This window comes from Natrinema salsiterrestre (assembly GCF_029502005.1).
Lineage (GTDB): Archaea > Halobacteriota > Halobacteria > Halobacteriales > Natrialbaceae > Natrinema > Natrinema salsiterrestre.
Genome location: NZ_JAMQOT010000002.1, coordinates 20,191 through 45,712 on the forward strand (window position 1 = coordinate 20,191; position 25,522 = coordinate 45,712).

At 62.3% G+C, this 25,522-nt stretch carries 23 protein-coding genes and 1 tRNA gene; 13 read left to right on the forward strand and 11 right to left on the reverse strand.

The genetic code is table 11. The features are described from left to right. Positions 1-320 precede the first annotated feature (320 nt). Both NDI89_RS05570 and NDI89_RS05575 read right to left on the reverse strand, forming a co-directional pair. Positions 321-890: a helix-turn-helix domain-containing protein gene (locus NDI89_RS05570; protein ID WP_277520530.1), complete on the reverse strand. Its 570-nt coding sequence runs from the start codon at positions 888-890 to the stop codon at positions 321-323. A 1-nt stretch (position 891) separates the two neighbouring features. Further along, positions 892-1,194: a hypothetical protein gene (locus tag NDI89_RS05575; RefSeq protein ID WP_277520531.1), complete on the reverse strand. Its 303-nt coding sequence runs from the start codon at positions 1,192-1,194 to the stop codon at positions 892-894. A gap of 250 nt (positions 1,195-1,444) precedes the next feature. On the opposite strand from NDI89_RS05575, the gene NDI89_RS05580 reads away from it, so the two are divergent. The 4 genes from NDI89_RS05580 (at position 1,445) to NDI89_RS05595 (ending at position 6,297) form a co-directional block, all read left to right on the forward strand. After that, a complete protein-coding gene (locus NDI89_RS05580; protein WP_277520532.1) occupies positions 1,445-1,798 on the forward strand; it encodes a four-helix bundle copper-binding protein in 354 nt (117 codons plus the stop codon). 208 nt (positions 1,799-2,006) lie between these two features. Next, complete coding sequence (locus NDI89_RS05585; protein ID WP_277520533.1) at positions 2,007-3,905, forward strand: glycoside hydrolase family 15 protein; 1,899 nt, start codon at positions 2,007-2,009, stop codon at positions 3,903-3,905. After that, the gene (locus NDI89_RS05590; RefSeq protein WP_277520534.1) at positions 3,898-5,271 is read left to right on the forward strand and encodes a vitamin K epoxide reductase family protein; all 1,374 of its coding nucleotides are present in this window, start codon (positions 3,898-3,900) and stop codon (positions 5,269-5,271) included. Before NDI89_RS05585 ends, NDI89_RS05590 begins: the two co-directional genes overlap by 8 nt. A 6-nt stretch (positions 5,272-5,277) precedes the next feature. After that, positions 5,278-6,297: an SDR family oxidoreductase gene (locus NDI89_RS05595; protein WP_277520535.1), complete on the forward strand. Its 1,020-nt coding sequence runs from the start codon at positions 5,278-5,280 to the stop codon at positions 6,295-6,297. A gap of 381 nt (positions 6,298-6,678) precedes the next feature. Here NDI89_RS05595 and NDI89_RS05600 read toward each other — a convergent pair whose 3' ends face one another. The 3 genes from NDI89_RS05600 to NDI89_RS05610 form a co-directional block, all read right to left on the reverse strand. Continuing rightward, positions 6,679-7,467 (reverse strand): hypothetical protein, encoded by a 789-nt coding sequence (locus NDI89_RS05600; protein ID WP_277520536.1) that lies wholly within the window; start codon positions 7,465-7,467, stop codon positions 6,679-6,681. A 319-nt stretch (positions 7,468-7,786) separates the two neighbouring features. Continuing rightward, entirely contained in the window at positions 7,787-9,802 is a 2,016-nt protein-coding gene (locus NDI89_RS05605) for a copper-translocating P-type ATPase (RefSeq protein WP_425607756.1), read from the reverse strand. 315 nt (positions 9,803-10,117) lie between these two features. Further along, positions 10,118-11,119 (reverse strand): potassium channel family protein, encoded by a 1,002-nt coding sequence (locus tag NDI89_RS05610; RefSeq protein WP_277520538.1) that lies wholly within the window; start codon positions 11,117-11,119, stop codon positions 10,118-10,120. A gap of 357 nt (positions 11,120-11,476) precedes the next feature. Here NDI89_RS05610 and NDI89_RS05615 point away from each other — a divergent pair, with 357 nt between their 5' ends. Next, positions 11,477-11,848, forward strand: coding sequence for an SHOCT domain-containing protein (locus NDI89_RS05615; protein ID WP_277520539.1), 372 nt, complete (start codon positions 11,477-11,479; stop codon positions 11,846-11,848). Positions 11,849-11,870: 22 nt separating this feature from the next. Then, entirely contained in the window at positions 11,871-12,509 is a 639-nt protein-coding gene (locus NDI89_RS05620; protein WP_277520540.1) for a hypothetical protein, read from the forward strand. Between the two features lie 180 nt (positions 12,510-12,689). Here NDI89_RS05620 and NDI89_RS05625 read toward each other — a convergent pair whose 3' ends face one another. Beyond that, entirely contained in the window at positions 12,690-13,616 is a 927-nt protein-coding gene (locus NDI89_RS05625; RefSeq protein ID WP_277520541.1) for a complex I NDUFA9 subunit family protein, read from the reverse strand. A gap of 206 nt (positions 13,617-13,822) precedes the next feature. Here NDI89_RS05625 and NDI89_RS05630 point away from each other — a divergent pair, with 206 nt between their 5' ends. After that, positions 13,823-14,215, forward strand: coding sequence for a hotdog family protein (locus tag NDI89_RS05630; protein WP_277521296.1), 393 nt, complete (start codon positions 13,823-13,825; stop codon positions 14,213-14,215). Positions 14,216-14,480: 265 nt separating this feature from the next. On the opposite strand, the gene NDI89_RS05635 is transcribed toward NDI89_RS05630, so the two are convergent. From NDI89_RS05635 to NDI89_RS05645, 3 genes are all read right to left on the reverse strand, one after another. Then, on the reverse strand, positions 14,481-15,584 hold the full coding sequence (locus NDI89_RS05635) for a tyrosine-type recombinase/integrase (RefSeq protein WP_277520542.1): 1,104 nt from the start codon (positions 15,582-15,584) through the stop codon (positions 14,481-14,483). After that, positions 15,577-15,921 (reverse strand): hypothetical protein, encoded by a 345-nt coding sequence (locus tag NDI89_RS05640; protein WP_277520543.1) that lies wholly within the window; start codon positions 15,919-15,921, stop codon positions 15,577-15,579. The genes NDI89_RS05635 and NDI89_RS05640 overlap by 8 nt, the downstream gene beginning before the upstream one ends. A 664-nt stretch (positions 15,922-16,585) precedes the next feature. After that, positions 16,586-16,660, reverse strand: a tRNA-Arg gene (locus tag NDI89_RS05645). Positions 16,661-16,803: 143 nt separating this feature from the next. Here NDI89_RS05645 and NDI89_RS05650 point away from each other — a divergent pair. The 5 genes from NDI89_RS05650 to NDI89_RS05670 all read left to right on the forward strand — a co-directional run bounded on the left by NDI89_RS05650 (position 16,804) and on the right by NDI89_RS05670 (position 23,372). Beyond that, positions 16,804-16,986: a DUF7511 domain-containing protein gene (locus NDI89_RS05650; RefSeq protein ID WP_226005936.1), complete on the forward strand. Its 183-nt coding sequence runs from the start codon at positions 16,804-16,806 to the stop codon at positions 16,984-16,986. A gap of 124 nt (positions 16,987-17,110) precedes the next feature. Continuing rightward, positions 17,111-17,962 carry a geranylgeranylglycerol-phosphate geranylgeranyltransferase gene (locus NDI89_RS05655; RefSeq protein ID WP_277520544.1) on the forward strand — a complete coding sequence of 284 codons (852 nt, stop codon included), beginning with the start codon at positions 17,111-17,113 and terminating at the stop codon, positions 17,960-17,962. 196 nt (positions 17,963-18,158) lie between these two features. Next, entirely contained in the window at positions 18,159-21,920 is a 3,762-nt protein-coding gene (locus tag NDI89_RS05660) for a glucodextranase DOMON-like domain-containing protein (protein WP_277520545.1), read from the forward strand. A gap of 315 nt (positions 21,921-22,235) precedes the next feature. After that, on the forward strand, positions 22,236-22,868 hold the full coding sequence (locus NDI89_RS05665; protein WP_277520546.1) for an RAD55 family ATPase: 633 nt from the start codon (positions 22,236-22,238) through the stop codon (positions 22,866-22,868). 93 nt (positions 22,869-22,961) lie between these two features. Next, positions 22,962-23,372 (forward strand): CoA-binding protein, encoded by a 411-nt coding sequence (locus NDI89_RS05670; protein ID WP_277520547.1) that lies wholly within the window; start codon positions 22,962-22,964, stop codon positions 23,370-23,372. A 50-nt stretch (positions 23,373-23,422) separates the two neighbouring features. On the opposite strand, the gene NDI89_RS05675 is transcribed toward NDI89_RS05670, so the two are convergent. After that, a complete protein-coding gene (locus NDI89_RS05675) occupies positions 23,423-24,403 on the reverse strand; it encodes a PLP-dependent cysteine synthase family protein (RefSeq protein WP_277520548.1) in 981 nt (326 codons plus the stop codon). Between the two features lie 262 nt (positions 24,404-24,665). Further along, positions 24,666-25,004 carry a DUF5798 family protein gene (locus NDI89_RS05680; protein ID WP_277520549.1) on the reverse strand — a complete coding sequence of 113 codons (339 nt, stop codon included), beginning with the start codon at positions 25,002-25,004 and terminating at the stop codon, positions 24,666-24,668. A gap of 145 nt (positions 25,005-25,149) precedes the next feature. Between NDI89_RS05680 and NDI89_RS05685 the strand changes: the two genes are divergently transcribed. Beyond that, positions 25,150-25,518 carry an Hsp20/alpha crystallin family protein gene (locus tag NDI89_RS05685; RefSeq protein WP_345781966.1) on the forward strand — a complete coding sequence of 123 codons (369 nt, stop codon included), beginning with the start codon at positions 25,150-25,152 and terminating at the stop codon, positions 25,516-25,518. Positions 25,519-25,522: the final 4 nt, after the last annotated feature.

The following is a 25,522-nucleotide window of genomic DNA, read 5'->3' on the forward strand; positions in this document are numbered from 1 at the left end:
ATCTCGTTCAAAGAAGCGGCTATACTACTTCTGTCCTACTTTTTTAGGCAAAAAATGCACTTTCGAGTGTCCTGTTACCACTGTACGGAGCACCCGAGGACAGGACCTGCATTCGGTTCTCAGGTGGAGGGCCGCTTGGATTGGGACCCGGCAGTCTCCAAATGGAAAGGAACAGGCTACTACTCTGCGTCTAAACAAGACTAACATAGTAGAATAGCACGGGTTAGCCCTGATCCTCGTCATGCGCTCGTTTAAGCCACCGCTCAAGTCGGGCGACGGTGCGTCGGGCCATCCCGGTGCGGCGGACTGAGGCATCGTCCCTACGGTTCGTCTTCCGGCAGGAGTGCGACGTGGAGCTCCCCACGCAAGTACCGCACCCCGCGCCGCGTCAACCGGTACTTTCCCCGCTCAACCTTCTCGACGAGTCCGTGAGTGGCCAACCGACTCAGCCGGCGGTTCACCTCTTCACGGCTGCGATCGATGTTCAGCGCGACGACCGCGGGCGTGAGAATGAGGCCCGAGGAGTGGAACACCTCTAGGATCGCGTCGTCCATCGGCGTCATCCAGCCCGCCGGCCGCCTGATCTGCGCCGGCTCGGAGAGCAACAACCGGGCCCACTCTTCGGTTCGGAGGTCGTTTCGAACCGGGTCGTAGAGGCCGAAGATGACAAGGAGTGCGGCCGCCCCGTGGACCCAGTGGACGAACGACGGGAACAGAAGCTCCGCGAGCGGACCACCGACGACGAACAGGACCAGTCCGCAGACGGTGATGAGCAGCAGCCGCCGGTATCCGGTCAACGACGAATCGAGGTGCAGAAAGTACAGCAGTTCGACACCCACGACGAGACTAATCGCAAGATCGTACGCGAGAAATGGCGTCAACGAGACCATGTCACTCTGGGGGATGTTCCTGCTGTACCGTCTGATGGCTGCGGATCGCCGTCAGAACGAGCACCGCGACGAGAGTGTACGCGCCGCTCCGGAGCACTTCGAGAAGTAGCCGATCAGGGCCGACCGCGAGCAGCACGACGTGATAGATCGTGATCGTCGCCATGAGCAGCGACACTAGGGCGATCACTCGCCCGAACGGTGACGCACTAAGGATCTCCCACAAGAGGACGGCGAGTAGCCCCGCTCCCGTCCCGGTGACGATTGCGAAGGGGACGCTGAGCGCGTGGAGTAGTGAATCCGTCACGAGATCACGTTCGACCCACGCGATAGTTAACCCGGTGGGCAAGCAGGCCTGATCGCGGTTACCCGCAGAGCGGTCCGTTCGCCGGCGATCCTCCGCCCATCATCTCCGGGGTCTGATCGCTTTAACGTGGCCCAAACGTTCCGGGAGGCCGGGTTCTCAGCGGTCGCGTCCCGTTCGCGGCTCTCTCACTAATTGTCCGCGTTCGCTTGCCGGCGTATAACAAACCGAGCGCAAGCCGTCGGCTCACGCGATGGCGCTGACTGAAATCGACCACGTGAGCGAGAACGAAGAGATGGAAGAGTGCATCGACAGCTGCTTCGAGTGCGTCCAAGCCTGCGAATGGTGCGCCGATGAGTGCGCCGACGAGGGCGAGGAGATGGCCAAGTGCGTTCGGCTCTGTCGGGACGTCGCGGACATTGCGAGTCTACACGCCCGCTTCATGGTTCGTAACTCTAGTTACCACGAGGAGCTCGCTGAGATGAACGCCGACCTCTGCGAGGAGTGCGCCGACGAGTGCGAACGACACGACGCGAAGCACTGCCAGGTCTGTGTGGACGTGCTCCGCAAGTGCGCAGAGACCTGCCGGAACATGGCGTCGAGCTGATTCAGACCGTACCCGACACGGGGCGACGACTTGTGGTGCGGTCGGCGCCGGCCGGCCGCTCGCGCGCCGCGATCCGACTCTGCGAAATCTAGTTTGAACGCAGGACGATCCCGACATCCCCTAGCTTGAACACCGGATTCGTGATATGCCACACGTGACGCCGCTCCCCGGCCGCTGGTCTCGTCGTCGACGAGACGACGCCGACGCTATGGCGACCGACCCAATCATGCCCTCACCGAACGTGCAGGACGCCGGTACCGAACAAGAAGAGCGCTCTGGGTACAGACCGATTGACGAGTACGGCGTCGTCGGCAACTTCGAAACCGTCGCACTGATTGGGCGCGATGGCTCGATCGACTGGTGTTGCTTCCCGCATATCGAGTCGACGAGTCTGTTCGCCTGCTTGCTCGACGCCGAGCGTGGCGGCCGCTTCGCCATCAGTCCGACTGGCTCGTTCGAGACGAACCAGCGGTACCTCGATCGGACGAACGTCCTGCGGACACGCTTCGAGACGGCCTCTGGCAGGGCGACCGTGACCGACTTCATGCCCGTACCAGGGGCGATAGACGGCGCCGAGAACGCCCACCGGGCGCTGTACCGAAAGGTCGACTGCGAGGCCGGTCCGGTTGAACTGGATATCCTGTTCGAGCCGCGATTCGACTACGCGCAGACCGAGCCGGATGTCGAGAGATCGAGCCACGGCGTCGTCGCCCGGGGGGACGGCGAGGCGGCGTTTCTCACGAGTCCGGTCGGGTTCGGCGTCGACAAGGGTTGCGCTGGCACCTCGCTGACGCTTGAGGCGGACGAGACGCGCTGGCTCGTTCTTGGATACGACCGCGAAATCCCGGTGCAACCAGACGAAAACCAGCGGATACTCGACGATGTCGTCGCGTACTGGCGAGACTGGGCCCACGAGTGTCCAGACAGGGAGGCGTGTCCTGTCGCTGGGCTGCACCACGATCTGGCGGTCCGGTCGGCGCTAGCGCTCAAGCTATTGATCCACGACGACACGGGGGCGATCTGCGCCGCGCCGACGACCTCGCTGCCCGAGGACATCGGCGGCGTCAGGAACTGGGACTACCGGTACAACTGGATCCGCGACTCGGCCTTTACCGTCCAGGCGCTCGCAGAACTGGGCCACGTCGAGGAGGCGAAGGAATACTTTGAGCTGTGTCTCTCGCACTGCTCGCGTGGCCCGCCGACTGACATCCAGCCTGTCTACGGGCTCCACGGCGACGACGACCTGCCCGAGCGGACGCTCGATCACCTCTCGGGCTATCAGGACTCGGCGCCGGTCCGGGTCGGCAACGCCGCCCACGAGCAGCGACAGCTCGACGTGTACGGCGAGCTGATCGTCGGCGTCCACGAGACGACGCGCTACGGCGCCGAGATCACCGACCGGGCCTGGGCGGCGATCCGCGACATCGTCGACTACGTTTGCGGGGCGTGGGAGGTACCTGACGTCGGGATCTGGGAGGTCCGCGACGATCCGCAGAACTTCGTCTACTCGAAGGTGATGTGCTGGGCAGCGATCGACCGGGCGCTTCGGATCGTCAACCAGACCGACTACGAGGGGCCGGTCGAGCGCTGGCACGACGCTCGGGCGGAGATTGAGGAGACCGTCCTCGAGAAGGGGTACAGCGACGATCTGGGGAGCTTCGTCCGCTCGTTCGAAGCCGACGATCAGCTCGACGCCGCGACGCTGCGCATCCCGATGGTCGACTTTCTCCCGCCCGACGACGAGCGGGTGCGGGGGACGATCGACGCCGTCCGCGACCGGCTGACGACCGACGAGGGGCTGGTCGACCGCTTCGAGGGCGACGACGGGCTCCCGGGCGAGGAGGGGGCGTTCGTCGTCTGCTCGTTCTGGCTGGTCAACGCGCTCGCGCTGGCCGGACGCGACGACGAGGCCCGCGACCTGTTCGAGGACGTTTGCGAGTTCGTCAGCCCGCTCGGCCTGCTCTCGGAGGAGATCGACCGCGAGACGGGCGAGCTGCTGGGGAACTACCCGCAGGCGTTCAGCCAGATTGGGCTGATCAACGGCGCGCTCGCGCTGGGGGATTCGGCAGCGCACGGCGCTTCACGATCGGGGGATAACGATGGCTGACAGCACTCAGGATCAGGAAAGCGACGGACGGGAAGACGGCGGACAGGACGACGGGGGAGACATGCAAGAACCCGGCGAGATGATGCTGAACCACCCGCTGAAGGAGCTGTGGATCCAGTACGGCATCATCTCGCTGGGCATCTGGCTCGTGTTCGCCCCGACGGCCCACGGGTACGAGAGCGCGCTGATGACGTGGAGCGACGTCGTAACGGGGCTGGTGCTCGTCGCGCTGGGCGTCGTGACCGTCTGGCAGAAAAACCCGTGGGCGTCGTACGCCAGCGGCGGCGTCGGCGTCTGGCTGCTGCTGGCGCCGCTGGTGTTCCACGCGCCGACGGCGGCCGCCTACCTCAACGACACGCTCGTGGGCATCCTGGTGATCATGTTCTCGATCATCATCATGATGCGCATGCGGATGGACGGGGCCGCGGTGCCGGATGGCTGGTCGTACAACCCTTCGACGGCGGCCCAGCGGTTCCCGCTGATCGCGCTGGGCATGTTCGGCTTCTTCGCCTCGCAGTACATGGCGGCCTACCAGCTGGGCTACATCGACGCCGTGTGGGACCCCTTCTTCGGTGACGGCACCGAGCAGATTCTCGACTCGCAGGTGTCGGCGGCGTTCCCCGTCTCCGACGCCGGGCTGGGCGCCGTCGCGTACGCGATCGAGGCGCTGATGGGCTTTATGGGCGGCCGGAGCCGCTGGCGGACGATGCCGTGGATGGTGACGTTTTTCGGCATCGTCGTGATCCCGCTGGGGTTCGTCCAGGTGCTGCTGGTAATCTTCCAGCCGGTGCTCGTCGGGACGTGGTGCACCCTCTGTCTGCTGTCGGCCTTTGGAATGTTGTGGATGATCTCGCTCACCTTCGACGAGGTCGTCGCGATGGTCCAGTTGCTCGACCGGCGCACCGACGAGGGCGCGTCGCTGTGGCACGCCTTCTGGATGGGCGGGCACCTCTCCGAGGAAGACGCCGGGCTGGACGGGGACACCAGATCGGAGCGGAACCGGCCCGCGGGGATGTTCTGGGGCATCTCGATCCCGTGGTACCTGCTCGCCTCGATGGCGGTCGGCTTCTGGCTGATGCTCTCGCCGACGGTGTTCGGCACCGGCGGGCTGCTCGCCGACAGCAGTCACCTCGCGGGCGCGCTGATCGTCTCGACCGCCGTGATCGCGACGGCCGAGCCGGCGCGGGCGCTGCGGTTCGTCAACGTCCCGCTCGGCGCGTGGGCGGCGGTGGCGCCGTGGCTGTTCGGCGCGCCGACGCTGGCGACGTGGAGCGGCGTCGTCGCCGGCGTGCTGTTGGTCCTCCTGAGCGTTCCGAGAGGGCAGGTCAGGGATCAGTACGGGTTCTGGCAGGAGTACATCGTGTGAGACACCATGTCTGATACATCGGAAACGGACGATTCGGAGGTCGTCGTGGTCACGGGCGCGTCGGCTGGCGTCGGCCGGGCGACGGCGCGCGCGTTCGCCGAGCAGGGTGCGCAGGTCGGCCTCCTCGCGCGCGGGGAGGCCGGACTCGACGGCGCGTGCGAGGACGTCAAGGACGCCGGCGGCGAGGCGCTGGCGGTGCCGACCGACGTCGCCGACGCCGAGCAGGTCGAGGCCGCCGCCGACGCCGTCGAAGAGGAGTTCGGGCGGATCGACGTCTGGGTGAACGCCGCCATGACGTCGGTGTTCTCGCCCGCGACCGAGATGGACCACGAGGAGTACCGGCGCGTGACCGAAGTGAGTTACCTCGGGTTCGTGTACGGCACCGAGGTCGCGCTCGATCGGATGGACGAAGGTGCGATCGTACAGGTCGGCTCGGCGCTCGCCTACCGCGGCATCCCGCTGCAGTCGGCGTACTGCGGCGCCAAACACGCGATCCAGGGATTTACGGAGTCGGTCCGCAGCGAGCTGATTCACCAGGACAGCGACGTCCAGCTCACGATGGTCCAGATGCCGGCGCTCAACACGCCCCAGTTCGACTGGGTGAAAAGTCGCCTGCCGAAGGCGCCCCAGCCCGTGCCGCCGATCTACCAGCCCGAGGTCGCCGCCGAGGCGATCGTCTGGGCGGTCCGGAACGACCGCAGCGAGCTGTGGGTCGGCCGTTCGACGGTCAAGGCGATCCTCGGAAATCGCGTGATACCGCGCCGACTCGACCGGAAGCTGGCGTCCTCGGGGTGGAGTTCCCAGATGACCGACGAGCCGAGCGACCCCGACCGGGCGCATAACCTCCGAGAGCCGGTCGACGACGAGACGGACTACGGCGCCCACGGCCGGTTCGACGACCGAGCGCGCGAGCGTAGCCTCCAGCTCTGGGCGTTCACCCATCCGGTGGAACTCGCGGCGGCGCTGATCACCGCCGGGATCGCGCTGTTCGCGGCCCTGACGTTCCGGGACCGCGACGAGGGGTGAACACCTCCGGGAGTCGATCCTAGAAACATCCTCTGAAATGGATTCATCCGATTGGGAGTCACGGTCTAGATAAGAGAGACCGCAGGCCGGTAAACCAACCACAGTCACGGTGAAATTAGCGCGATTTTGATTAGACAAAAGCCAGATAGGCCATGAGCAACTGGTCTTCACCGATCTCACTACCACTCTCAGACGAACCGCAGAAAGATGTGCCGATCAGGAACGGCTAGAGAATGTCTGTACTACCAGTCTGATCAAGAATCACTTAACTAGACAGTGCTCTGGATACACTATTTGAGCCACCTAGAAACTCATTAGTCAATTTGCATCTGAAAGAGGATCTCGGTAGAGTCTTCTCTGTGAAGTTCCGTCCACGCAGAGCTACGATTCACCAGCTTGGACGTCAAATGACGTAGTGATCAACTCTCCATCGGGTTTTGCCTGTAGGAAGAGACGGTACCGATCAGCGGTCGGGAACCGAACAGCGAATCGAATAACACCGTCCTTTGGGTCCGTCTCTTCTGGGTGGACGTGGAGATAAGCAAGGTCCCCATCACGGAGCGCTACAAGGTGGCCGAGTGCGCCGAGGTACGGTTCAAGACGGACAATATCTCCGTCTTGGCGTACTTTGAACTCAAGACTGATGGACTCGCCAGCAGGTATCTGTTCTGGAGTGAGTTCGACGCTGTACTCTTCGAACGTGGCCTCACGCGTGGTTTGAGGCGGATCTTCGTACTGGGCTGATCCCGAGGACAATAAGTCCACACCGAGTGTCGTCGGCTGGCCGTCCACGAGGACGTCAACAAATGCCCGGTAAACACCGGGATCTGGAAGAACGACCTCTGCTGACCAAGTACCATCGTCGGCCAGTGTCGGGTGGAGATGCTGGAAGCGGGTGAGGTCTCGACGGACGAGAATCAGGTGAGCCAGCTGATCGTGCGTCTCTTCGAACTCGGTGACTGTGTCCCTGTTTTCAGTACGTATTTTATACGTAAACTCGTGGGCCTCTTCCGGCTCAATCCGTGTATCAGACGGCTCTACTTGGAGACCGTTGGTAGTGACAGTCAGTCCACCTAAATGGGCGTGGCTGCCCGCATCGGTGTACCCCAGTGGAGCTTTGTGGCCGTGGTCATTCATCTCTGGATCCGAATCGTGGTGGTCTTCAGCCATATGCACCGTACGCTCGCCACAGAATACTATCTTACCAGTGTTGGATGGAGATGCTTCCTACAAATTTATGCCGGTAAATATTCTCGGCCGATCCAGAGGGCATAGTGCCATCTCGAAACCAGACTACATGTATGAAGAATCACACTCCTTCGGAACCATCTTAAGTCGGGGATTGACTCGGGGATGAGAGTCACGTCCTCGATGCCCCAGCCTCAGGATGTTCGAGTGGTACGTCTAGAACTTCAGCCCCGAAAGCAACTCGTTCGTCGATTCCAGTTGCCTATGACGATACTAAATAGAAAGGGATTCAATTCGGTTTTTAGTCCGCTGGTTCGGGTCGTCCCGACGGTGAGAGCCCCGTAAGACTCGGTACGGAGAGATCGACCCGGCGGAGTAACTGCGCGTTGATCGCCACGATGACCGTACTGAGTGACATTAGCAAGGCACCGACAGCCGGCGAGAGGAGGATCCCGATAGGCGCAAGCACGCCCGCGGCCAGTGGGATGGCAAAGACGTTGTAGCCCGCGGCCCAGACGATATTCTCCTGCATTTTCCGATAGCTGGCCTTGCTCAGTTTTACGAGTCGGACGACGTCCATCGGGTTGCTCTGCACGAGAATGACGTCCGCCGACTGGACGGCGACGTCCGTCCCGCTTCCGATGGCGATGCCGACATCCGCGCGGGTGAGCGCAGGGGCGTCGTTTACACCGTCACCGACCATTCCGACGAGTTTGCCCTGGTCTTGCAGTTCCTGAACTTTCTTGTCCTTGTCCTCGGGGAGTACCTCGGCAAACACCGTGTCGATCCCCAGTTCGTCTGCGACGGCGTTTGCAACATCGCTCGAATCGCCGGTGAGCATCGCGACCTCGATGTCAAGGTCATGGAGCGCATCGACGGCGGCGTAGCTCTCTTCGCGGATCACGTCCGCCATGGCGAAGGCTGCGGTCAACTCCCCCTCGCGGACGAGATAGACGACCGTCTGTGCATTTTCGCCAGCTTCCTCGGCGAACGTCGCAAGCGCAGACGGAACGCCGGCATCGAGGTGGTCGAGAAGATTCGGCCCTCCGACGTAGACCTCTTCCCCTTCGACAGTGGCCCGGACGCCACGACCTTTCATCGCCTCGAAGTTAGACGCGTCCGGAGCGTCAATGCTACGCTTGTCAGCTGCTTCCCGGATAGCACGAGCGATCATGTGTTCGGAGTCGGACTCGACAGCAGCCGCTAGTTTGAGCGCCTCGTCCTCGTCAACAGCGCCGACGGTTTCAATCCCAACGACCCCGTGTTCCCCTTTGGTGAGCGTCCCCGTCTTGTCGAAGATGATTGAGTCCAGTTCACGGGCCTGCTCCATTGCAATGCGGTCGCGAACGAGCATCCCGTTTTGGGCCGCCAGGGAGGTGTTGATCGCAACGACGAGTGGAATTGCGAGCCCAAGAGCGTGTGGGCAAGCGATGACGAGAACGGTTACAACCCGTTCGATGACGGTCGCATTGAACGTCGTGGCGACAGTCCAAGCGACCGCAGTCACAGCGGCGGCTCCGACGGCGACGTAGAACAACCAGCCGGCCGCCCGATCGGCGAGGGCCTGCGTCCGGGATTTGCTTTGCTGTGCCTCCTCGACGAGCCGCATGATACCCGCGAGGGTCGTCTCCTCACCCGTCGCACCGACTTGAACGCGGAGACTTCCATCACCGTTGACCGTGCCACCAATGACTTCGTCGCCGGGTTCTTTCGAGACGGGTTTTGATTCGCCGGTGATCATCGCCTCGTTTACGTCGGAATCACCTTCCTCGACAACGCCGTCGGCCGGGACGCTCGCCCCAGGCCGTACTAGAACCAGGTCACCCTCCTCGAGCTCGCTCACGGGAACGTTCTCGGTCTCACCGTCGTCGGTGATTCGTTCCGCAGTGTCCGGCATCAGTTTCGCCAGTTCGTCGAGGGCACTGGAGGCCCGGCGGACCGACCGCATCTCGATCCAGTGGCCCAGTAGCATGATGTCGATCAGCGTCACGAGCTCCCAGAAGAATGCTGACTGGGTGGGGAAGACCACGCTCGCCAGGCTGTAGACGAACGCGACTGAGATGGCCATCGAAATGAGCGTCATCATCCCTGGTGAGCGGTCTCGCACTTCGGGGATGGCCATCTGGAGGAACGGGATGCCACCGTACGCGAAGACGATGACCGCAAAGACGGGGTTAATCCATTCGCTGCCAGGGAACGCTGGCACGAAGAATCCCAACCACTCCTGAAGCGTCGGGCTGTAGAGCAGGACGGGAATCGAAAGTAGCGTCGAGACAAAAAACCGACGGCGAAACATCTGTTCGTGCCCCTCGTGCATACCACCGTGGCCATCATGGCCCCCGCCATGCTCGTGGTCCCCCTCTCCGTGGTCCATGTGGTGTTCGTGCTTCTCCGCGATCGCCTGTTCGGCGTTACCGGCGTCTTCGGCCTCGTCCTCAAGCATCGACTGCTCTACTCGGGGGTCATCCGCCTCACCGGCGCTCTTGTCGTCAACTGTCTTTCGGTGTTCGTGGTGAGAATGTTCGTCAGATGCCCCCGCCTCATCGGACGAATGGTCGTGGTTATCCATCGGTAGCTAGTGGGCGAGAGTACGGGACCGAGGATGATGGATGTGTGGGCTTGCGGGGACTTCTTACTGGCTGTCGGTACTTGGCCAGTGTCGCGCGTCTGACTCGACGAGGCCTAACAGATGACGTCGTCGGTCAGTTATCTCCTCAAGCGAGGTAGTAAAGTCTTCATCTGTGACGGTAGGAATCCCATCGTCGCGTACGTGTTTGAGATCCGGGGCAGGTGGTGACTGTGAGGCTGGTTCTACGAATGCACTGCCGAGCGTATCAAGGTAATTCTGAACACTCGACCGAGCTTGTCTGATCGATGGCTCACTTGGACGGTGGTCTGCGGCGACACCAAACCTGAGAAGCGTAAGCGCTTCGTCTAACACCGTAATGTTCGTCGTCGGTGCCTGCGATGTCTGCGGCGTAAAGAAGTAGTGGAGGATTGGATACGCTTTGTGGTTCGATGTGAGCGTGTCGAGCTGGCTTGCAATTGTGTTTAACGGCACCTCCAGTCCCTGAAATGCATCTCCGTCCCAGCTCGTTTCGAGGATTTCAGCACTCTGTGCCCCGAGTCCATTGATGCTACTTGCGAGCGAGCGTTTCTGGGTGACGGCACTGAGAATATTGAGGATGTACGTGACGCTGAGTGTGACGAAGAGCATGCCACTGGCCGTCGTGAGCGCAGTCACGACCTGCCAGATACCGCCGTTCGGTGTGAAATCTCCGTTCCCCATCGTGAACACCGTGTATCCGACAAAGTAGAACCGCTCTGTCCAGGAAATCGGGCCAGTGTTCCGCGTGTCGATTAGACTGCCCTCGCCGCCTGCAAATAGGAATGTCCACCCGGCCCAGAGGAGTGCGATCCACATAGTGAGGCCAAGGATAAGAATCAGTGGCCCAGAAAATGAGAGCACGCGGGGGCGCTCTCCGGACACTATCTTGAGGGTTTTCCAGGTCCTAGACGCCAATCGGGAAGTAAGGGGACCGGCGCCACCCTCAACCCATAGCGTCGTCCAAAGGAGATCGACGACAGTTAACAGGAGTAAGAGTGCGCCGACAGCGAGGTATATCGGATCCATTCTACTGTCCCTGGGCGCAGCAGCCAGTGTACTGGTGTATACTATCAACGGTGGAATTACCGGAGAAACTGGTTCGATTGGGTGGGCGTGAATTTTGGCTACTCACGCCTTTGGGTTAGTCTTCGAGACGGAAAGCCGTCTGTGGTACCTGTTTTAGATACGCTTCTTTGGGGTTAGCTATAGTATCGAAGGGATCCTCCTTTCATAGCCATCTTTCAGTTTGTTCGACTCGACACCGTGCTAAGCAGCGAATTCAAAGGTGAACTGGCTGGCAGAAAGGAGAATAGAAGACACAACCGCATTGAATAGCGAATGCGTACTATTACTCGAGAGCCGAACTCACGGAGGGACTACAATATGCACACAGATACAGACGATACACGAATTGTCACCATCCTCCTCGTTATCATCGGTGTGTTCGTCATCTTTCCGCTATTCTTCATGGGCTTTGGGATGATGGGATCCGGTCCGATGATGGGCGGGATGTGGGGTGGTGGAATGTGGGGCGAAGGGACGGTACGGAGCTGGATGTTCGTCGTCGGCATCGTTATGCAACTCCTGTTCCTAGCAGCCCTCGTCGCCGGTGGCTACCTCATCTACCGAGCAATCACAGGGAGTTCAAGTGACTCGGACCAAGCGCTTGAGGAACTTCGACTCGCCTACGCTCGCGGTGAGCTAACCGACGAGGAATACGAACAGCGACGTGAGGCACTCGAACGAGATACCTAATTACGTTCCGATACAGCTGAGAATGACCGGATACTCCGACCATCACCAACAGACGGCGCGTCCGGTATTCCCCTCGTGGCTTGACCGATACACGACGCTGGGGCTGTATGGACTCTTCGTCGGGACGGGACTCTGTCTGGTGGCGCTACTCACGAATCCAGTTCCTGACCCCTCGTTTCCGTGGGCAACGCTTCCCGAATCATTACGGCTGCCGGTTGCACAGCCCCGAATTGAGCACTGGCCGGTGACTTACACTATCGGCATCTGGCTGTGGGTCTTCTGTTTTCCCGCCCTCTTCCTTGCTGGATACCGGCGATACAACGACGTGAATCGTGGGGCAGCGGTGTGGCTCGTTGGATTGCCGACAGTCGCGATGCTAGGCTGGACAACATATTGCCGGTACTTCTGGCCGAAGCTCCATTCACCGACCTGGAACGCCCCAGCCTACACGTTCGTTTGCTGGCTGTACTGTTCGACCTACGACGTCTTTTGGAGCAACGTAGCGTACCTGATTGCGCTTCTCGGCATCGTAGCCACGATTCTGATATTCCAGCGAGCACGCGGAACCAAGCCTACACTCCTCGGGTTCGGCATACTAGCCCTCCCTCTGGGCCTTCCAGCCTTCTACGAGGGGTGCCGTCAAGCAAGAAGCGAGAGCTGATTTCGGTCGTTCAGCCCTGGGATCGTGGTTCGATTCCCTCAAGGGATTCTGTCAGTACATCTCTGAGTTCACCGGCTTCGATATGCGAGTACCGCTCCCGGCCAATCTCCTCCGAATTGTCGAGATACATGAGGATAGAGTCCCTATGGTCTACTGCGCCGCCCAGACGCACTAGTCGGCTCAGTCGCTCGAAACGGGGCGCCGCTGCGAGGGGTGTCGCTGCTCGCCCCTTAGATACGCCGAGAGCGTTGTCAGGTTCGACTCGTCGTAGCCGAACGCGTCGACGTCGTTGTGGTCGGCGACGTTCGTCATCTTCAGGGCGCGCGCCTGATCGACGCCGAGGGGAATCGAAGGAATCGGATCGACTGCGTGCAGCGCGATCGTCGCCACTCGCATCGGTACCGGAAGGATCTCCACCGATTTCCCGTCGGCCTCGTAGAGCATCCGGGTGACCTCGCCGAACGAGAGCACCTCGGGACCGCCCAGTTCGTACACCTCGCCGTCGTAGGCGTCGTCCTCAATGCCGTCCGCGAAAATGTCGACGCAGTCGCCGATCCAGATCGGCTGAAACTGTGGCCGGTCTCCGCCGTTCGGCAGCACCGTCACGTACGGCGTGGTGTGGCGCCTGACGAACGTGAACGTCTCGCTGTCCTCGCCGAAGATGAACGACGGCCGGAAGACGATCCAGTCGAGCTCCGAGGAGCGGACGACTTTCTCGCCGAGTCCCTGGGTCCGCCAATAGGCGGTGTCGCCGTTCGGATCCGCCCCCAGAGAGCTCATCTCGACGAACTTCGAAACGCCGTGTTGTTCGGCGGCCTCGACGGCGTTGATCGACCCACCGATACAGACGCTGTCGTGGCTGGTCTCTCTGGGCGGTTGGTGCAACGGCGGTAGTGCCGCGAGGTTTACCGCGACATCTTGTCCCTTGAACGCGTCCTCGATCGAGTCGTAGTCGGTTACGTCGCCCTGCCGCAGATCCACTTCGTCCGGTAACACCGACGGGTCGGGCGTCCGCGAGAGCGAGGTGACATCGTGGCCGCGATCAAGGAGTTCAGAACAGAGGTGTCGGCCGACGAAGCCATCGCCGCCCGTTACGAGCACATTCATGTGTAGCAGCTACACCGACCATGGGCGTAAAACACCGGTACGCCCATTGATGAGTCACCGGGACGCGCAGTAGATATTGCACGAGTGGGAACTACCGAGAGATGAGAACCGGAACGCGACATTGCTTGGTGTGATCAGTATAGAGGGTCCGTGTATCACGGCGTAGTTTTTTTGCTCACATGCTGGTACGGATGGATAGAGTGTTCATGTCGATGTCGATGCCACCAGAAGAAGGCGACGTTCACACCTACGAGCGGACGTTTACCACAGAGGACGTGCGCCAGTTCGGTGAGGTCTCGGGCGACCAACAGACGATTCACACTGAACCAGATGAAGATGGTCGCCTCGTCGTGCAGGGGTTGCTGACTGCGACGCTCCCGACGAAAATCGGTGGTGACTTGAGCTATATCGCCCGAACGATGGAATTCAATTTCCACCAACCAGTCTACACGGAAAACGCGATTAGGTGTGAGTGGACGAATGAATCCGTTGAGGAACGCGACGACCGCTACACGGTGACGAGTTCAGTTGTTTGTACCAACGAGGACGACGAGACAGTGATGGAGGCCTCCATCAATGGCCTCATCTGGAAGGAGTAGCCACGAACCGGGCAGCAGTGTTACCGAGGCCTCGCCATCCTACCTGATACACTCGCACGAGCTATCTAACAGCAAATTCGCTGAAGTCCGGTTGAAAACCATTCCTTGAGGACGATCCTATGACAGGGTCATGTTCTTGTAACTATCCCAATTCGAACTCAGCAATCGCTAACAGACGATCAGTTTAGAGACGCCAGTCGGCTATTGTGTCGGGGTCAGTGGAGGAAGGAAGAGGTATCCCAATCCCAGGTGGACCAATTCATCCCTAGTAGTTAACCTCTTCTTCGTCCTGCATGATGCGCTCTATGAGCTCTTTACGAGCTTGCATCTTTTCTTCGTCGTCGTTCTTGTTGTAATACTTTTTTACTGTGCCCGGTTCGGCGTCGACGCGATCGCTCAGGACTCGCGGTGGGACTCCCTCACTACTGACGTGAGTAATGTACCCACGTCGGATGTCGTGTGGCGAGCGAGTCGATGGACAATCCGATGGCTTGTCCCGGTTCTCCGCTGTTTCACAGGAGCTGGGCTGCTTACCGTGAGGGCACGTTTCCCCGAGCTCACAGGGCCGTGTCCATTTGTAGACCATCCCGCGGATGGTCGAAGGATTTGCTCGACCATGGGACGTCCCTATGAGCGGCATGCGACCGTAGTCGTCGGTGACCTTGGGATGATTGTACTGGAGATACTGTTCGATGGCTTCAGCGGTTTCCTCCGTAATGAAGACGCGCCGTTCAGAGTCGTCGCGGTTTTTCAAGTTCGTTCCTTCTTCAGGTCGGTTTCGAAGCTCGATGTGGGGCACCTCTGCATCGAGATGAACGTCAGGTACGTCGATCGAGTGAACGCTGCCGAGTCTCAGACCGCTATCCACGAACAGTCGCCAGACGACCTCCTCTGCTTTTCCACCTTCAGCTTTCGCGATGTGGCTCAGGATCTCCTCTGCACGATCATACTCGAGGATCTCATCACTCGTCTCATCTTCGTCTTCGATTTCCGGCACGTACACGCGATCGGCCATTCCTGGCGTTACGTACTCCATCGACTCCATCGCGCGCATGAATACACGAATCGTCTTCATGTGCTCTTGGAGCGTCTTCGGAGCCAACACATCGACCTTTTCGGTAGCCTCGGTCCGTCGCCATTCGCGGTACTGTTCGATGTCGTGCCCGCGGAGATCGCTGACGTACTCGATTTCCTCGAGTTCGCAGTATTCTACGAGATGGTTCAGGCGCTTTCGATGAGTATCGACGGTTCCTTGCGTCGTATTACTCTCGGTTTTGCGCCGGGTGAGATACGCTTCGACGGCCTCGTCGACGGCGATCTGGATTGGCTCCTGAGGACTTGATGGCTGTCGCTTGTCCAACTTACTCATCTTCCGCCTCCACGTAGTCGACGAACTTGTCGACCGTTTTCATGTGCTCGATGATGGTCGATTCAGCAAGCTCCTCGACTTTCAGAGGCGCTTCAGATCGACGCCAGGTACGATACTTGTCGAGGTCGTGGGATAGCAGCTCACGCGGCGTCTCGATACCCTGCTGTTCGCAATAATCGACAAGGTACCCGAGTCGTCGCTTCTCGACTTCCACCGTGCTTTCCATGAGCTCGGACTCGTTCTTCTGGTGATCGAGGTAGCTATCTACAGCTTCTTCAATCGTCGAGTGGTCGCGGCTACCTCGTTCAAAGGCGTCGAGCCGCTCTTGTTCACTCATCGCCACTCACCTCTTCGTCCTGCCAAAGAGTCGAGGCTTGACGATCAGCAACGGCGTTCAACCTACTGTACGATCCCGAGCTGTGGTTAGTCTCGGTTCGGCTGTGGCGCCGGCCGCTCAACGCGATCTTTGGTTCCCGGGGAAACCGGGCATAGATCGCGCGTATTGAGGCCGTTCCTTTCTGATCTACCATTGCACCTGATCCTCGTTAGTCACATTGACTTAAGGGTCAGCCTAAGAAACTTGATAAGAAATGTCCGGAATAGCTACATAGATGGATCTCACCAGTCTCTACTCTCTGAATTTTGGTCGGATGGTGAAACGCACCAATATTTGTTCGTGATGTGGTATTTCTCACGCACAGTGAGCGTGACTCACTGAGCGTTAGACGAACACGGGGTTTGTCGCACGCTCAGTGAGAACGGCGCACGCTGCGTGCGACAGCGAACCAGTTAGAGTTGGCGCGCGCACCACCACTAGCTCGCGCGCAGGCCTGAGCCGATTCACGAACATTTAACACGGTTCTACACGTTTGAGATCCTGCGAACCGCATGACGGCGTCGACCCGCATCACGGAGCATGATGGAATCTACCTCGGTCGACGGGGGGTTCTTTATAAGCAACCCTCCGCCGTCTGTGGAATCCTAACCATCACGAAAACGGATGGGCGCTGCAGGATTTGAACCCGCGGCAGCTTGGTCCGAAGCCAAGTACTCTGTCCAGGCTGAGCTAAGCGCCCGCGTCGCTACATTTCGGATGGCTCCGTATAAGTCACTCGATTCGAGCCGGTTTCGGTAGACACCGACACCCACCAGGAGTTCTCACCCGGTGACAATCACCTGCGGGGGTCTTTGTTATATAGTTCCATCATCTAGACGTGTCATGACTGACCCCGAGACCTCCACTCCGGACGAGGCCCGATCCAGCACGACGCCCCTCGAGTTACTCTCCGAGGACGATCGGAGCTGGACCGCCGTGCCGGTGGATGCGAGCGGTGACGACCGGGTGAGCAAGTGGCTCGAGATCGAGGACGACGTCCTCTGTGATCTCGAGGAGTGGCGCTGAAACCGCGGCCGATGTGACAGTGATGGCCTCGGTCCGTGCCTCGAGGCCCTGCGATTCTCAGTGATCCCCGCCCGATCGGCGGTGGATCGTACCGTTTAACCAGCCCGCATGAGCACTCCCGCGTATGACAGCCGGGGAGACGGGTCGGGGGTTGCTCGAGTTGACGCGGCCGGTGAACGTGGTCGCGGCGAGCGTGCTGACGTTTATCGGTGCGTTCGTCGCGGGTGGCGTAACCGAGGAACCCGTCGCGGTCGCCGCAGCGGTCGGGGCCACGGCGCTGGCGGTCGGTGCGGGGAACGCGATCAACGACTACTTCGATCGGGAGATCGACCGGATCAACCGGCCCGAGCGGGCGATCCCCCGCGGGGCGGTGAGTCCGCGCGGTGCGCTGGCGTTCAGTATCGTCCTCTTCGCCGGTGCGGTCGTCCTGGCGCTCACGCTGCCCCCGCTGGCGATTGCCATCGCGACCGTCAATCTGCTGGCGCTGATCGCCTACACGGAGTTCTTCAAGGGACTCCCCGGGCTCGGCAACGCGCTCGTCGCCTATCTCGTCGGCAGCACGTTCCTCTTCGGGGCCGCGGCGGTCGAGGAGATCGGCCCTGCGGTCGTGCTCTTCGTCCTCGCGGCGGTCGCGACCCTGACGCGGGAGATCATCAAGGACGTCGAGGACATCGAGGGCGATCGCGAGGAGGGACTGAACACGCTCCCGATCGCGATCGGCGAACGCCGGGCGCTTGTCGTCGCCGCCGTCCTGCTCGTGGTAGCCGTCCTCGCGAGCCCCGTTCCGTTCCTCCGGGGCTACTTCGGCGTCCCGTATCTGCTGGTCGTCGCCCCCGCCGACGCCGTCATGCTTTTCGCCGCCTACGAGAGCTTCGACGATCCGACCGCCAGTCAGTCGCGTCTCAAGTACGGGATGTTTCTCGCCGCGCTGGCGTTCATCGTCGGGCGCGGCGCGCTCGAGGTTCCGGGGCTCTGAGACCTCGTTCGTCCGCCCCAGTTCGAGCACGACCGCCTATGCGTCGTCCTCCCGGTCGATCTCACTGTCCCGAGCGATCTCGCCGGGAATATATGCAGCCGGGTCACGCGGTCAAAGAAGTTAATCTATTCGACGGATAAAATTTGATGAAAACGTTCAACATTTATAATAAAACGCGTCTGGCAGGTCCGGTCGGATGCAACGACGAAAGTTCATGACGGGACTCACCGCCGCCGGCGGGCTGTCGCTCACCGGCGTTACGGAGGGTGCTCTCACGGCAGCGGAGTCGTCGTACTGGCCGCACGGACGAAGAAAGGGATTCGTCACGGCATACGACCACGACGTCGCGATGGCGGACCTCCCGCGGGTCTGGTACACGATCACGGCGGGGGCGATCACCGAGGTCAGGTTCCCGCGGCTCGATCTGGTCAACACGACCGCGATAGAGTTCGTCGTCACCGACGGCGACGGATACGCGGTTCGGACGTACGACGTCGACGGAACGGACGGCGGAACCGACGCGGACCCGGTCGACCGGCGGGCGACGATGGTCGAGGACGACGCGCTCGTGTTCGAGCAGACGATCACGGACGACGTCACCCCCGACCGCGACTGGACGCTCACCGTCGAATACATCGCCGATCGATCCGGTGACGCCCTCCTCGCGGACGTCGCGTTCGACGCCGCGAGCGAGTACGACCTCTACGTGGCGGCGGACCTGGCCCTCGGTCACGGGACGAACGCCGATCGAGCGAACGTCGCGGGATCGGGCGAGTCGAAGCGCATTGTCGCTACCGGCTCGAGCGACGGGTGGATCGCGAAACCGGACGGGAGCGCCTACGACGTCGCGACGGCGCTGACCGCAGCCGGCGGGTTCGACTGGGCGACCGCCGACACCGCCGGCGGCGAGATAGCGTCCCTGCTGTCGGGAACCGTCCCACGGACGAGTTCCAGCGCGAGCGGGAACGTTCAGGTCGCGGGCCGGCTGCTCTCGGGCGGCGGGGAGACGACGCTGGCGATGGGCTTCGCCCAGGACGGGGACACGGAGGCCGCGACCGCGGCGGCCCGGGACGCCCTCTCTCGAGGCTACGAGTCGGTACGGGAGGCGTACGTCTCCGGGTGGCAGTCCTATCTGGACGCCACCGAGACGCCGGCGTCGGTCGCGAGCGATGCGGCCCTCCGCGCCCAGTACAACGCGAGTCTCATGTCGCTGAAGGCCGGCGAGAGCAAACACGAGCAGTTCCGCGGGGCGTCGGTCGCCGCGCCGACGATCCCGTGGGGGCAGATCGAGGCGGCGGACTCTGCCGCGCGGACGGGCTACGGTCACTGCTGGCCGCGAGACCTCTACCACGTGTTCACGGCACTCGAGGCCGCCGGCGACGTGGAGGCCGCGACGCACGCGACGGAGTACCTCTTCGAGTACCAGCAGAAACCCGACGGCTCGGTCAAACAGAACACGACGTTCGACGGGACGGAGCGATGGGGAACCGTCCAGATGGACCAGGTCGCCTCCCCGCTCATCATGGCCTACCAGCTCCTCGAGCGCCACGATATTGCCCCGAGCGACGGCGACGTCTCGTACGACTACCGAAACGTCAGGCTCGGTGCTGACTACGTGGCCGACAACGGACCGCGGACGCCACAGGAACGGTGGGAGGAAAACGGCGGCTTTTCCCCGCAGAGCATAGCCGCCCAGATCGCCGGGCTGGTCTGTGCGGCCGAACTCGCCGACCACGAGGGCCGCGCCGCGGACGCTGACCGCTGGCGACGCGCGGCCGACGACTTCTCGAGCCGGCTCGAGTCGGTGACCGTCTCGGACGACGGCCCGTTCGGGGACCGGTACTTCGTCCGGGTGAGCCCGGACGACGACCCGGACGGCTCGAGCGTCACCCTCGCGAACGGCGGCGGGACCCATCCCGTAAACGAGGTCGTGGATCCGAGCTTCCTCGAGCTGGTTCGGTTCGGCGTCCGATCGGCGGACGATCCGGTCGTTCTGGAGAGTCTGCGCGTGGTCGACGATCGCATCCGGGTCGACACGCCGAACGGGCCGGGCTGGTACAGGTACAGTCACGACGGCTACGGACAGGAAGCCGACGGCAGTCCCTGGGACGGGACCGGTGTCGGTCGGCTGTGGCCGTTCCTCACCGGCGAGCGGGCGGAGTACGAACTCCTCGCGGACGGAACCGGCGACCTCTCGCCGACGGCACTCCTCGAGACGATGGCGAACTTCGCGAACGAGGGCCGAATGGTCTCCGAACAGGTCTGGGACCGGTCGGAGGCGACCGACTACGACTGGGCGTTCGGCGAGGGAACCGGCGCTGCGACGCCGCTCCTGTGGTGCTCGGCGCAGTTCGTCCGCCTCGCCCACTGCATCGACGCCGGTCGACCCGTGGAGACGCCGTCCGCGGTCACCGATCACTTCGACACGTCTCCGGGGGGCTGTCCGTCGCTCTCCGTGGACGCACCGGACGCCGTCGACGCCGACAGCGCGACGATCACCGGCACGACCGAGGCGGATTCGGTCCGGATCGAGACGTCCGCCGGCGACGTCCTCGAGCCGACCGTCGGGGCCGACGGCTCCTTCTCCGCCGACGTCGCGCTTTCGATCGGTGACAACACCGTCACCGTCTCCGTCCCGGACGCGGACGGCGACGGCCGCTGCGAGGAATCGGTCACCGTCGAACGGCGCGAGCGCCTCCTCCACTGGAGTGACCCGGTGGGCGACGACGTCGGCCCCGGCGATTACACCTATCCGACCGGGTCGGTCTTCGAGGACGGCGATTTCGACATCGTCGAGCTCGCGGTTCGGGATCGGGGCTCGAGCTACCGGTTCGCGGTCACGATGGCCACCGAGCCGACGAATCCGTGGGAGTTCGACGCCGGGTTCGCCAAGCAGTACCTGCAGTTCTACGTCCGCGACCCGTCGGCCGCCGGCGGCTCGACCGATGCCGCACCCGGCGTCAACGCGACGCTTGCGAGCCCGTATCACGTCCGGATTCTCGCAGACGGCGAGAACGGCGTCCGCGTGCAGGACGCGACGGGCGACCGACTCGCGACGGGACGGGCGACGGTCGAGGGCTCGGAGATCGGCATCGAGGTCCCGAAAGACGCGATCGGCGACCTCGCGTCGGCGTCGATCGCCGCGCTCGTGGTCGGCTACGACGGGACGAACTCCGATTACACCCGCGCAGTTCGACCCGAGCGGAGCGAGTGGGCCTTCGGCGGCGCGGCCAACGACAACGCGCCGCAGGTGCTCGACGTCATCACCCCACCGGACGTTTCGCAGTCGGCCGCACTGGCGTACACGAGCGAGTCTCGAGCGTCGATTCCGCTCCGACCAGTGTCAGACGGGAGCGGCGACCCGGCGGCCTTCGACGTCTCGAGCCTCGAGCACCCCTCGTCGGCGACGATCGGTGACGAGATTACGGTCACTGCGACCGTGACGAATACCGGCGACGCCGGAGGGACCGCGACGATCGAGTTCGGCGTGGACGGAACGATCGCGGAGTCGACGGACGTGACGCTGTCGCCGTCCTCGAGTTCGTCCGTCTCGTTCGAGTACGACACGAGCGGGCTGAGCGCCGGGTCTCACACGATCACCGTCGGATCCGGCACCGACACCGCGTCCGGATCGATCGAGGTCTCCACCGGGAACGGGTCGGCGAACGCGTTCGAGGTTCGGAACGTCGATAGCCCGTCGTCGGCCGCGGTGGGTGACCGGATCTACGCGAGTGCCGATATCGTGAACACCGGCGACGAACTGACGACGAAGACCGTGGAGTTCCTCGTCGACGGCACCCACCGGGACGAGATGGCAGTGGACCTGCACGAAAACTCCCAGCGGTGGATCCAGTTCGATCTCGACACCGCGGGGATGGCGACGGGCGAGCACGCGGTGACGATCGCAACGCCGGACGATCGCGCGTCGAGAACCGTCACTCTCACCGATAGTCCGTGACACTCCCTGCCGGCAGAGTGGGGAGATTTGTGTCCTCATCGTACATCTACCGAGAGTGTACCGATTCGTCCGTTCGAGAACCGACGCTGAACGCGGTACCGACGATACGAGACTGTCGTACTCGCTCCTGCTGGAATGCCGAGTCGTGCACTACTGATAACCGACAGCAGTTCGTTTTGATCACGTCCGTAACCGAGTTTTGTAATCAAAAGTACTATAAACCGCTTCGCGTATTCTCATACAACACGCCGGACGCCGGAGTGGCCTGTGATACGACCAATAGAGTCGCCACGGCGATGGATGTGAGTATCCCGTATGTATGACCTCGCAGACGTCCTTCCGGACGCCGAACTCGATCCGGGGACGAACGTACTCGTCTCGGGTCCGCCCCTGACGGGAAAGCGACGGATCGCTTTCGATATTCTCGCCAGCGGTGCGAATCGCGGGGACGGTTCGATCGTCGTCACCACGAAAGACAGCGCGGACAAGGTCCTCGAGAGCTTCGACGAGCACGTCGCCGAGGGCGTCGAGCCGAACGTGGGCGTCGTCGACTGCGTGACCAAACAGCGCGGCATCGGGACGATCGACGACGATCCGCGGATCAAGTACGCCTCGTCGCCGGTCGACATGACCGGGATCGGGATCAAGCTCTCGGAGTTCCTTCAGGAGTTCTACGAGACTCGCGGGCTCAGCGAGAACCGCGTCCTCCTGCACTCGGTCTCGACGCTCCTGATGTACTCCGACCTCCAGACCGTCTTCCGGTTCCTCCACGTCTTCACCGGCCGAATCCAGAGCGCCGACGCCCTGGGCGTCTACGTCATCGACTCGACGGCCCACGACGACCAGACGATGAACACGCTCAAACAGCTCTTTGACGCCGTCATCGAACTTGAGGAGTCCGTCGACGGCGAGGACCCCGAAATCCGAACGGCCGGGCTCTCGCCCTGATCCGGCGCTGGTAGTCGCCGCTCTCGAGGCGACTACACGACCGACCGCGCCCCGACCCCGAGACGTTTACTTTTCGAGCACGTACGCTCGCACATGCCAGTCGAAACTACGGCAGAGCTCGAGGCGATCCTCGGCTACGAGACGATCGCGGTCGTCGGCTGTTCGAGCACGCCCGGCAAGGCGGCCCACGACGTGCCGAAGTACCTGCTCGAGCACGGCTACGACGTGATTCCGGTCAACCCCTTCGCGGATGAGATCTTCGGCCGCGAGGTCTACGACTCCCTCGCCGACGTCGAGCTCCGCCTCGACGTCGTCTGTATCTTCCGCCCCAGCGACGAGGTGAGCGAGATCGTCGACGCGGCCCTCGAGCGCGACGACGTGAGAGTCATCTGGACCCAGCAGGGGATCCGCGACGACGAGGCGGCGGCCCGCGCGGAAGACGCGGGCCGAGACGTCGTTCAGGATAAGTGTATGAAGGTCCAACATCGACAGCTCGTCGCCTGAAAACGGGCTGCGACGACGGCTCCGAGGGAGAGTCGAGACGCCGGCGGAGACTACGACGCCCACTCCTCGAACGACCGGTAGATCCCCTTCGAGAGGTAGCGCTCGCTCGAGTCGGGGAAGATCGTCACGACCGTCTCGTGGGGGACGTCGAGCTCCCCGGCGGCGATTTCCCGGGCGACTCGTTTCGCGGCCACGCTCGCAGCGCCCGCGCTCGAGGCGACCAGATGGCCCTCCTCGCGAGCGAGGCGTTCGAGTTCCGCGTGGGCGTCGCGATCCGCGATGGCGTCGACGGCGTCGACCAGTTCCGGTTCGAACAGTTCGTTCGTCGCGGTGTCGTGGGTGCCGATCCCCTCGATCTTGTACTCGCCTTCGTCGCGATCCTCGCCGACGAGATCGCCGTAGACCGATCCCTCCGGTTCGACGGCGACGATGTGCGTGTCGGGGTCCCGCTCGAGGGCGTAGCGGGCGATTCCCATGAGCGTGCCGGCGGTTCCGCAGCCGGCGACGACCGCGCCGACGCGCCCGTCGAGCGCGTCGAAAATCTCGGGTGCGGTCGTCTCGTAGTGGGCCTCGGTGTTGAGCGGGTTCGAGAACTGCTGGGGGACGGCGGCGTCGTCGAGTTCCGCGGCGAGCTCGTGCGCGCGGTCGATCGCTCGCTCCATGCCCTCGTCCGTCGGCGTGTTGATGACCTCGCCGCCCAGCGCCGCCATCAACTGCTGTTTCTCCACGCTGAACCGCTCGGGGACGACGAAGACGGCGTCGAGGCCGAGCTGTTCGGCTGCGATCGCCAACCCGATTCCGGTGTTGCCCGCCGTCGGTTCGATAATCGTCCCGCCCGGCGGCAGGTCGCCGCGCTCGAGCATCCGCTCGAGCATGTAGCGGCCGATCCGATCCTTGATGCTCGCGCCGGGATTGAACGACTCGAGTTTGGCGTAGACGGGGACCGCGTCGGGGCCGTCCTGGAGCCGAACGAGCGGCGTTCGACCGATCGTCTCCAGTACCGAATCCACCGGCTCCTCGTGCGTCGTCATCGTGCTGGCAAATGTTGCCTCCGTTGTTAGCCTTTGCCCTCCCGATCCCGTCCGAGCGGTGATACCAGTAGGCAAAGGCGTGTTTTCGGGTCGCTGCACTCACCGAGAGTGTGAGGTGGGGGGGTTGTAATACGCACTCGCGCTGATACTGACGGGGGAGATCGAGTGTTCCGCTCGGAGCACCAGCAGCCGTCGTGATCCACGGTACGAACGCTCGCGGTGTGCTGCCCGAACGATCGTGGCTATCTGTAGAACCGATCCGTCACTCGGCGGTCGTCTCGCTCGCCTCGGCCGCCGGTTCGGATTCCGCCGTCGTCGTGTCTGCGTTCTCGGCGTCCGTCTCGTCCTCGAGTTCGGCCTCGTCGATCGCCGCCTCCGCCAGGATCTCTTCGCCGTCGATCCCCTGCTCGTCGGCGATCGCGAGCAGGAGCGCCCGCTGCTCGGTGAGCTGATGGTCCAGTCGCGTGACGGTCTCGTGGGTTTCGTCGGCCTTCTCTTCTAACCCCGTAACCCGCTGCTGGAGTTTCTTGACCTGCTTGTACATCGCCTCGGCCCGATCCGAGAGGGTCTGAATCTTCTTTGCAGTGCTGCCGAGTCCCATACGCGAACGATGTGTTGGCGTACTAATGGGCCTTTTCCTCCGCTGTGGTCGGTGGGGCCGGAAATAGTATGCCATGTCTTAACAAGATTCGACAAATTTATTACGAACCGTGGACAATCATCTACTGAACTCGAGGTGAACAGCCATGGTGCGAGCGAGTCCACCGAGCACATGGATGCAAGGCCTCGACCTGCCCTCCCAACTCTTCGGTGACGCTGGTGGCAGCGACTACGAGCTGTACGAAGAGGACGACGAGTTCGTCCTCACGATCGACATGCCGGGCTTCGAGACGGACGAGATCGACCTGGCGTGGGACGACGGCATTCTGAACGTCGCCGCCGAACACGCCGACGAGAGTCGCGGCCGGAAGAAAACCTACCACCGTCGGTTCCGCTTCCCGAAGCTGATCGACGACGAAGAGATCGCCGCCGAGTACACGAACGGCGTCCTCGAAGTCCGGCTGCCGACGTCCGACTCGACCACGCAAGGAAAGGAGATCCCGCTCGAGGGCTGACCCT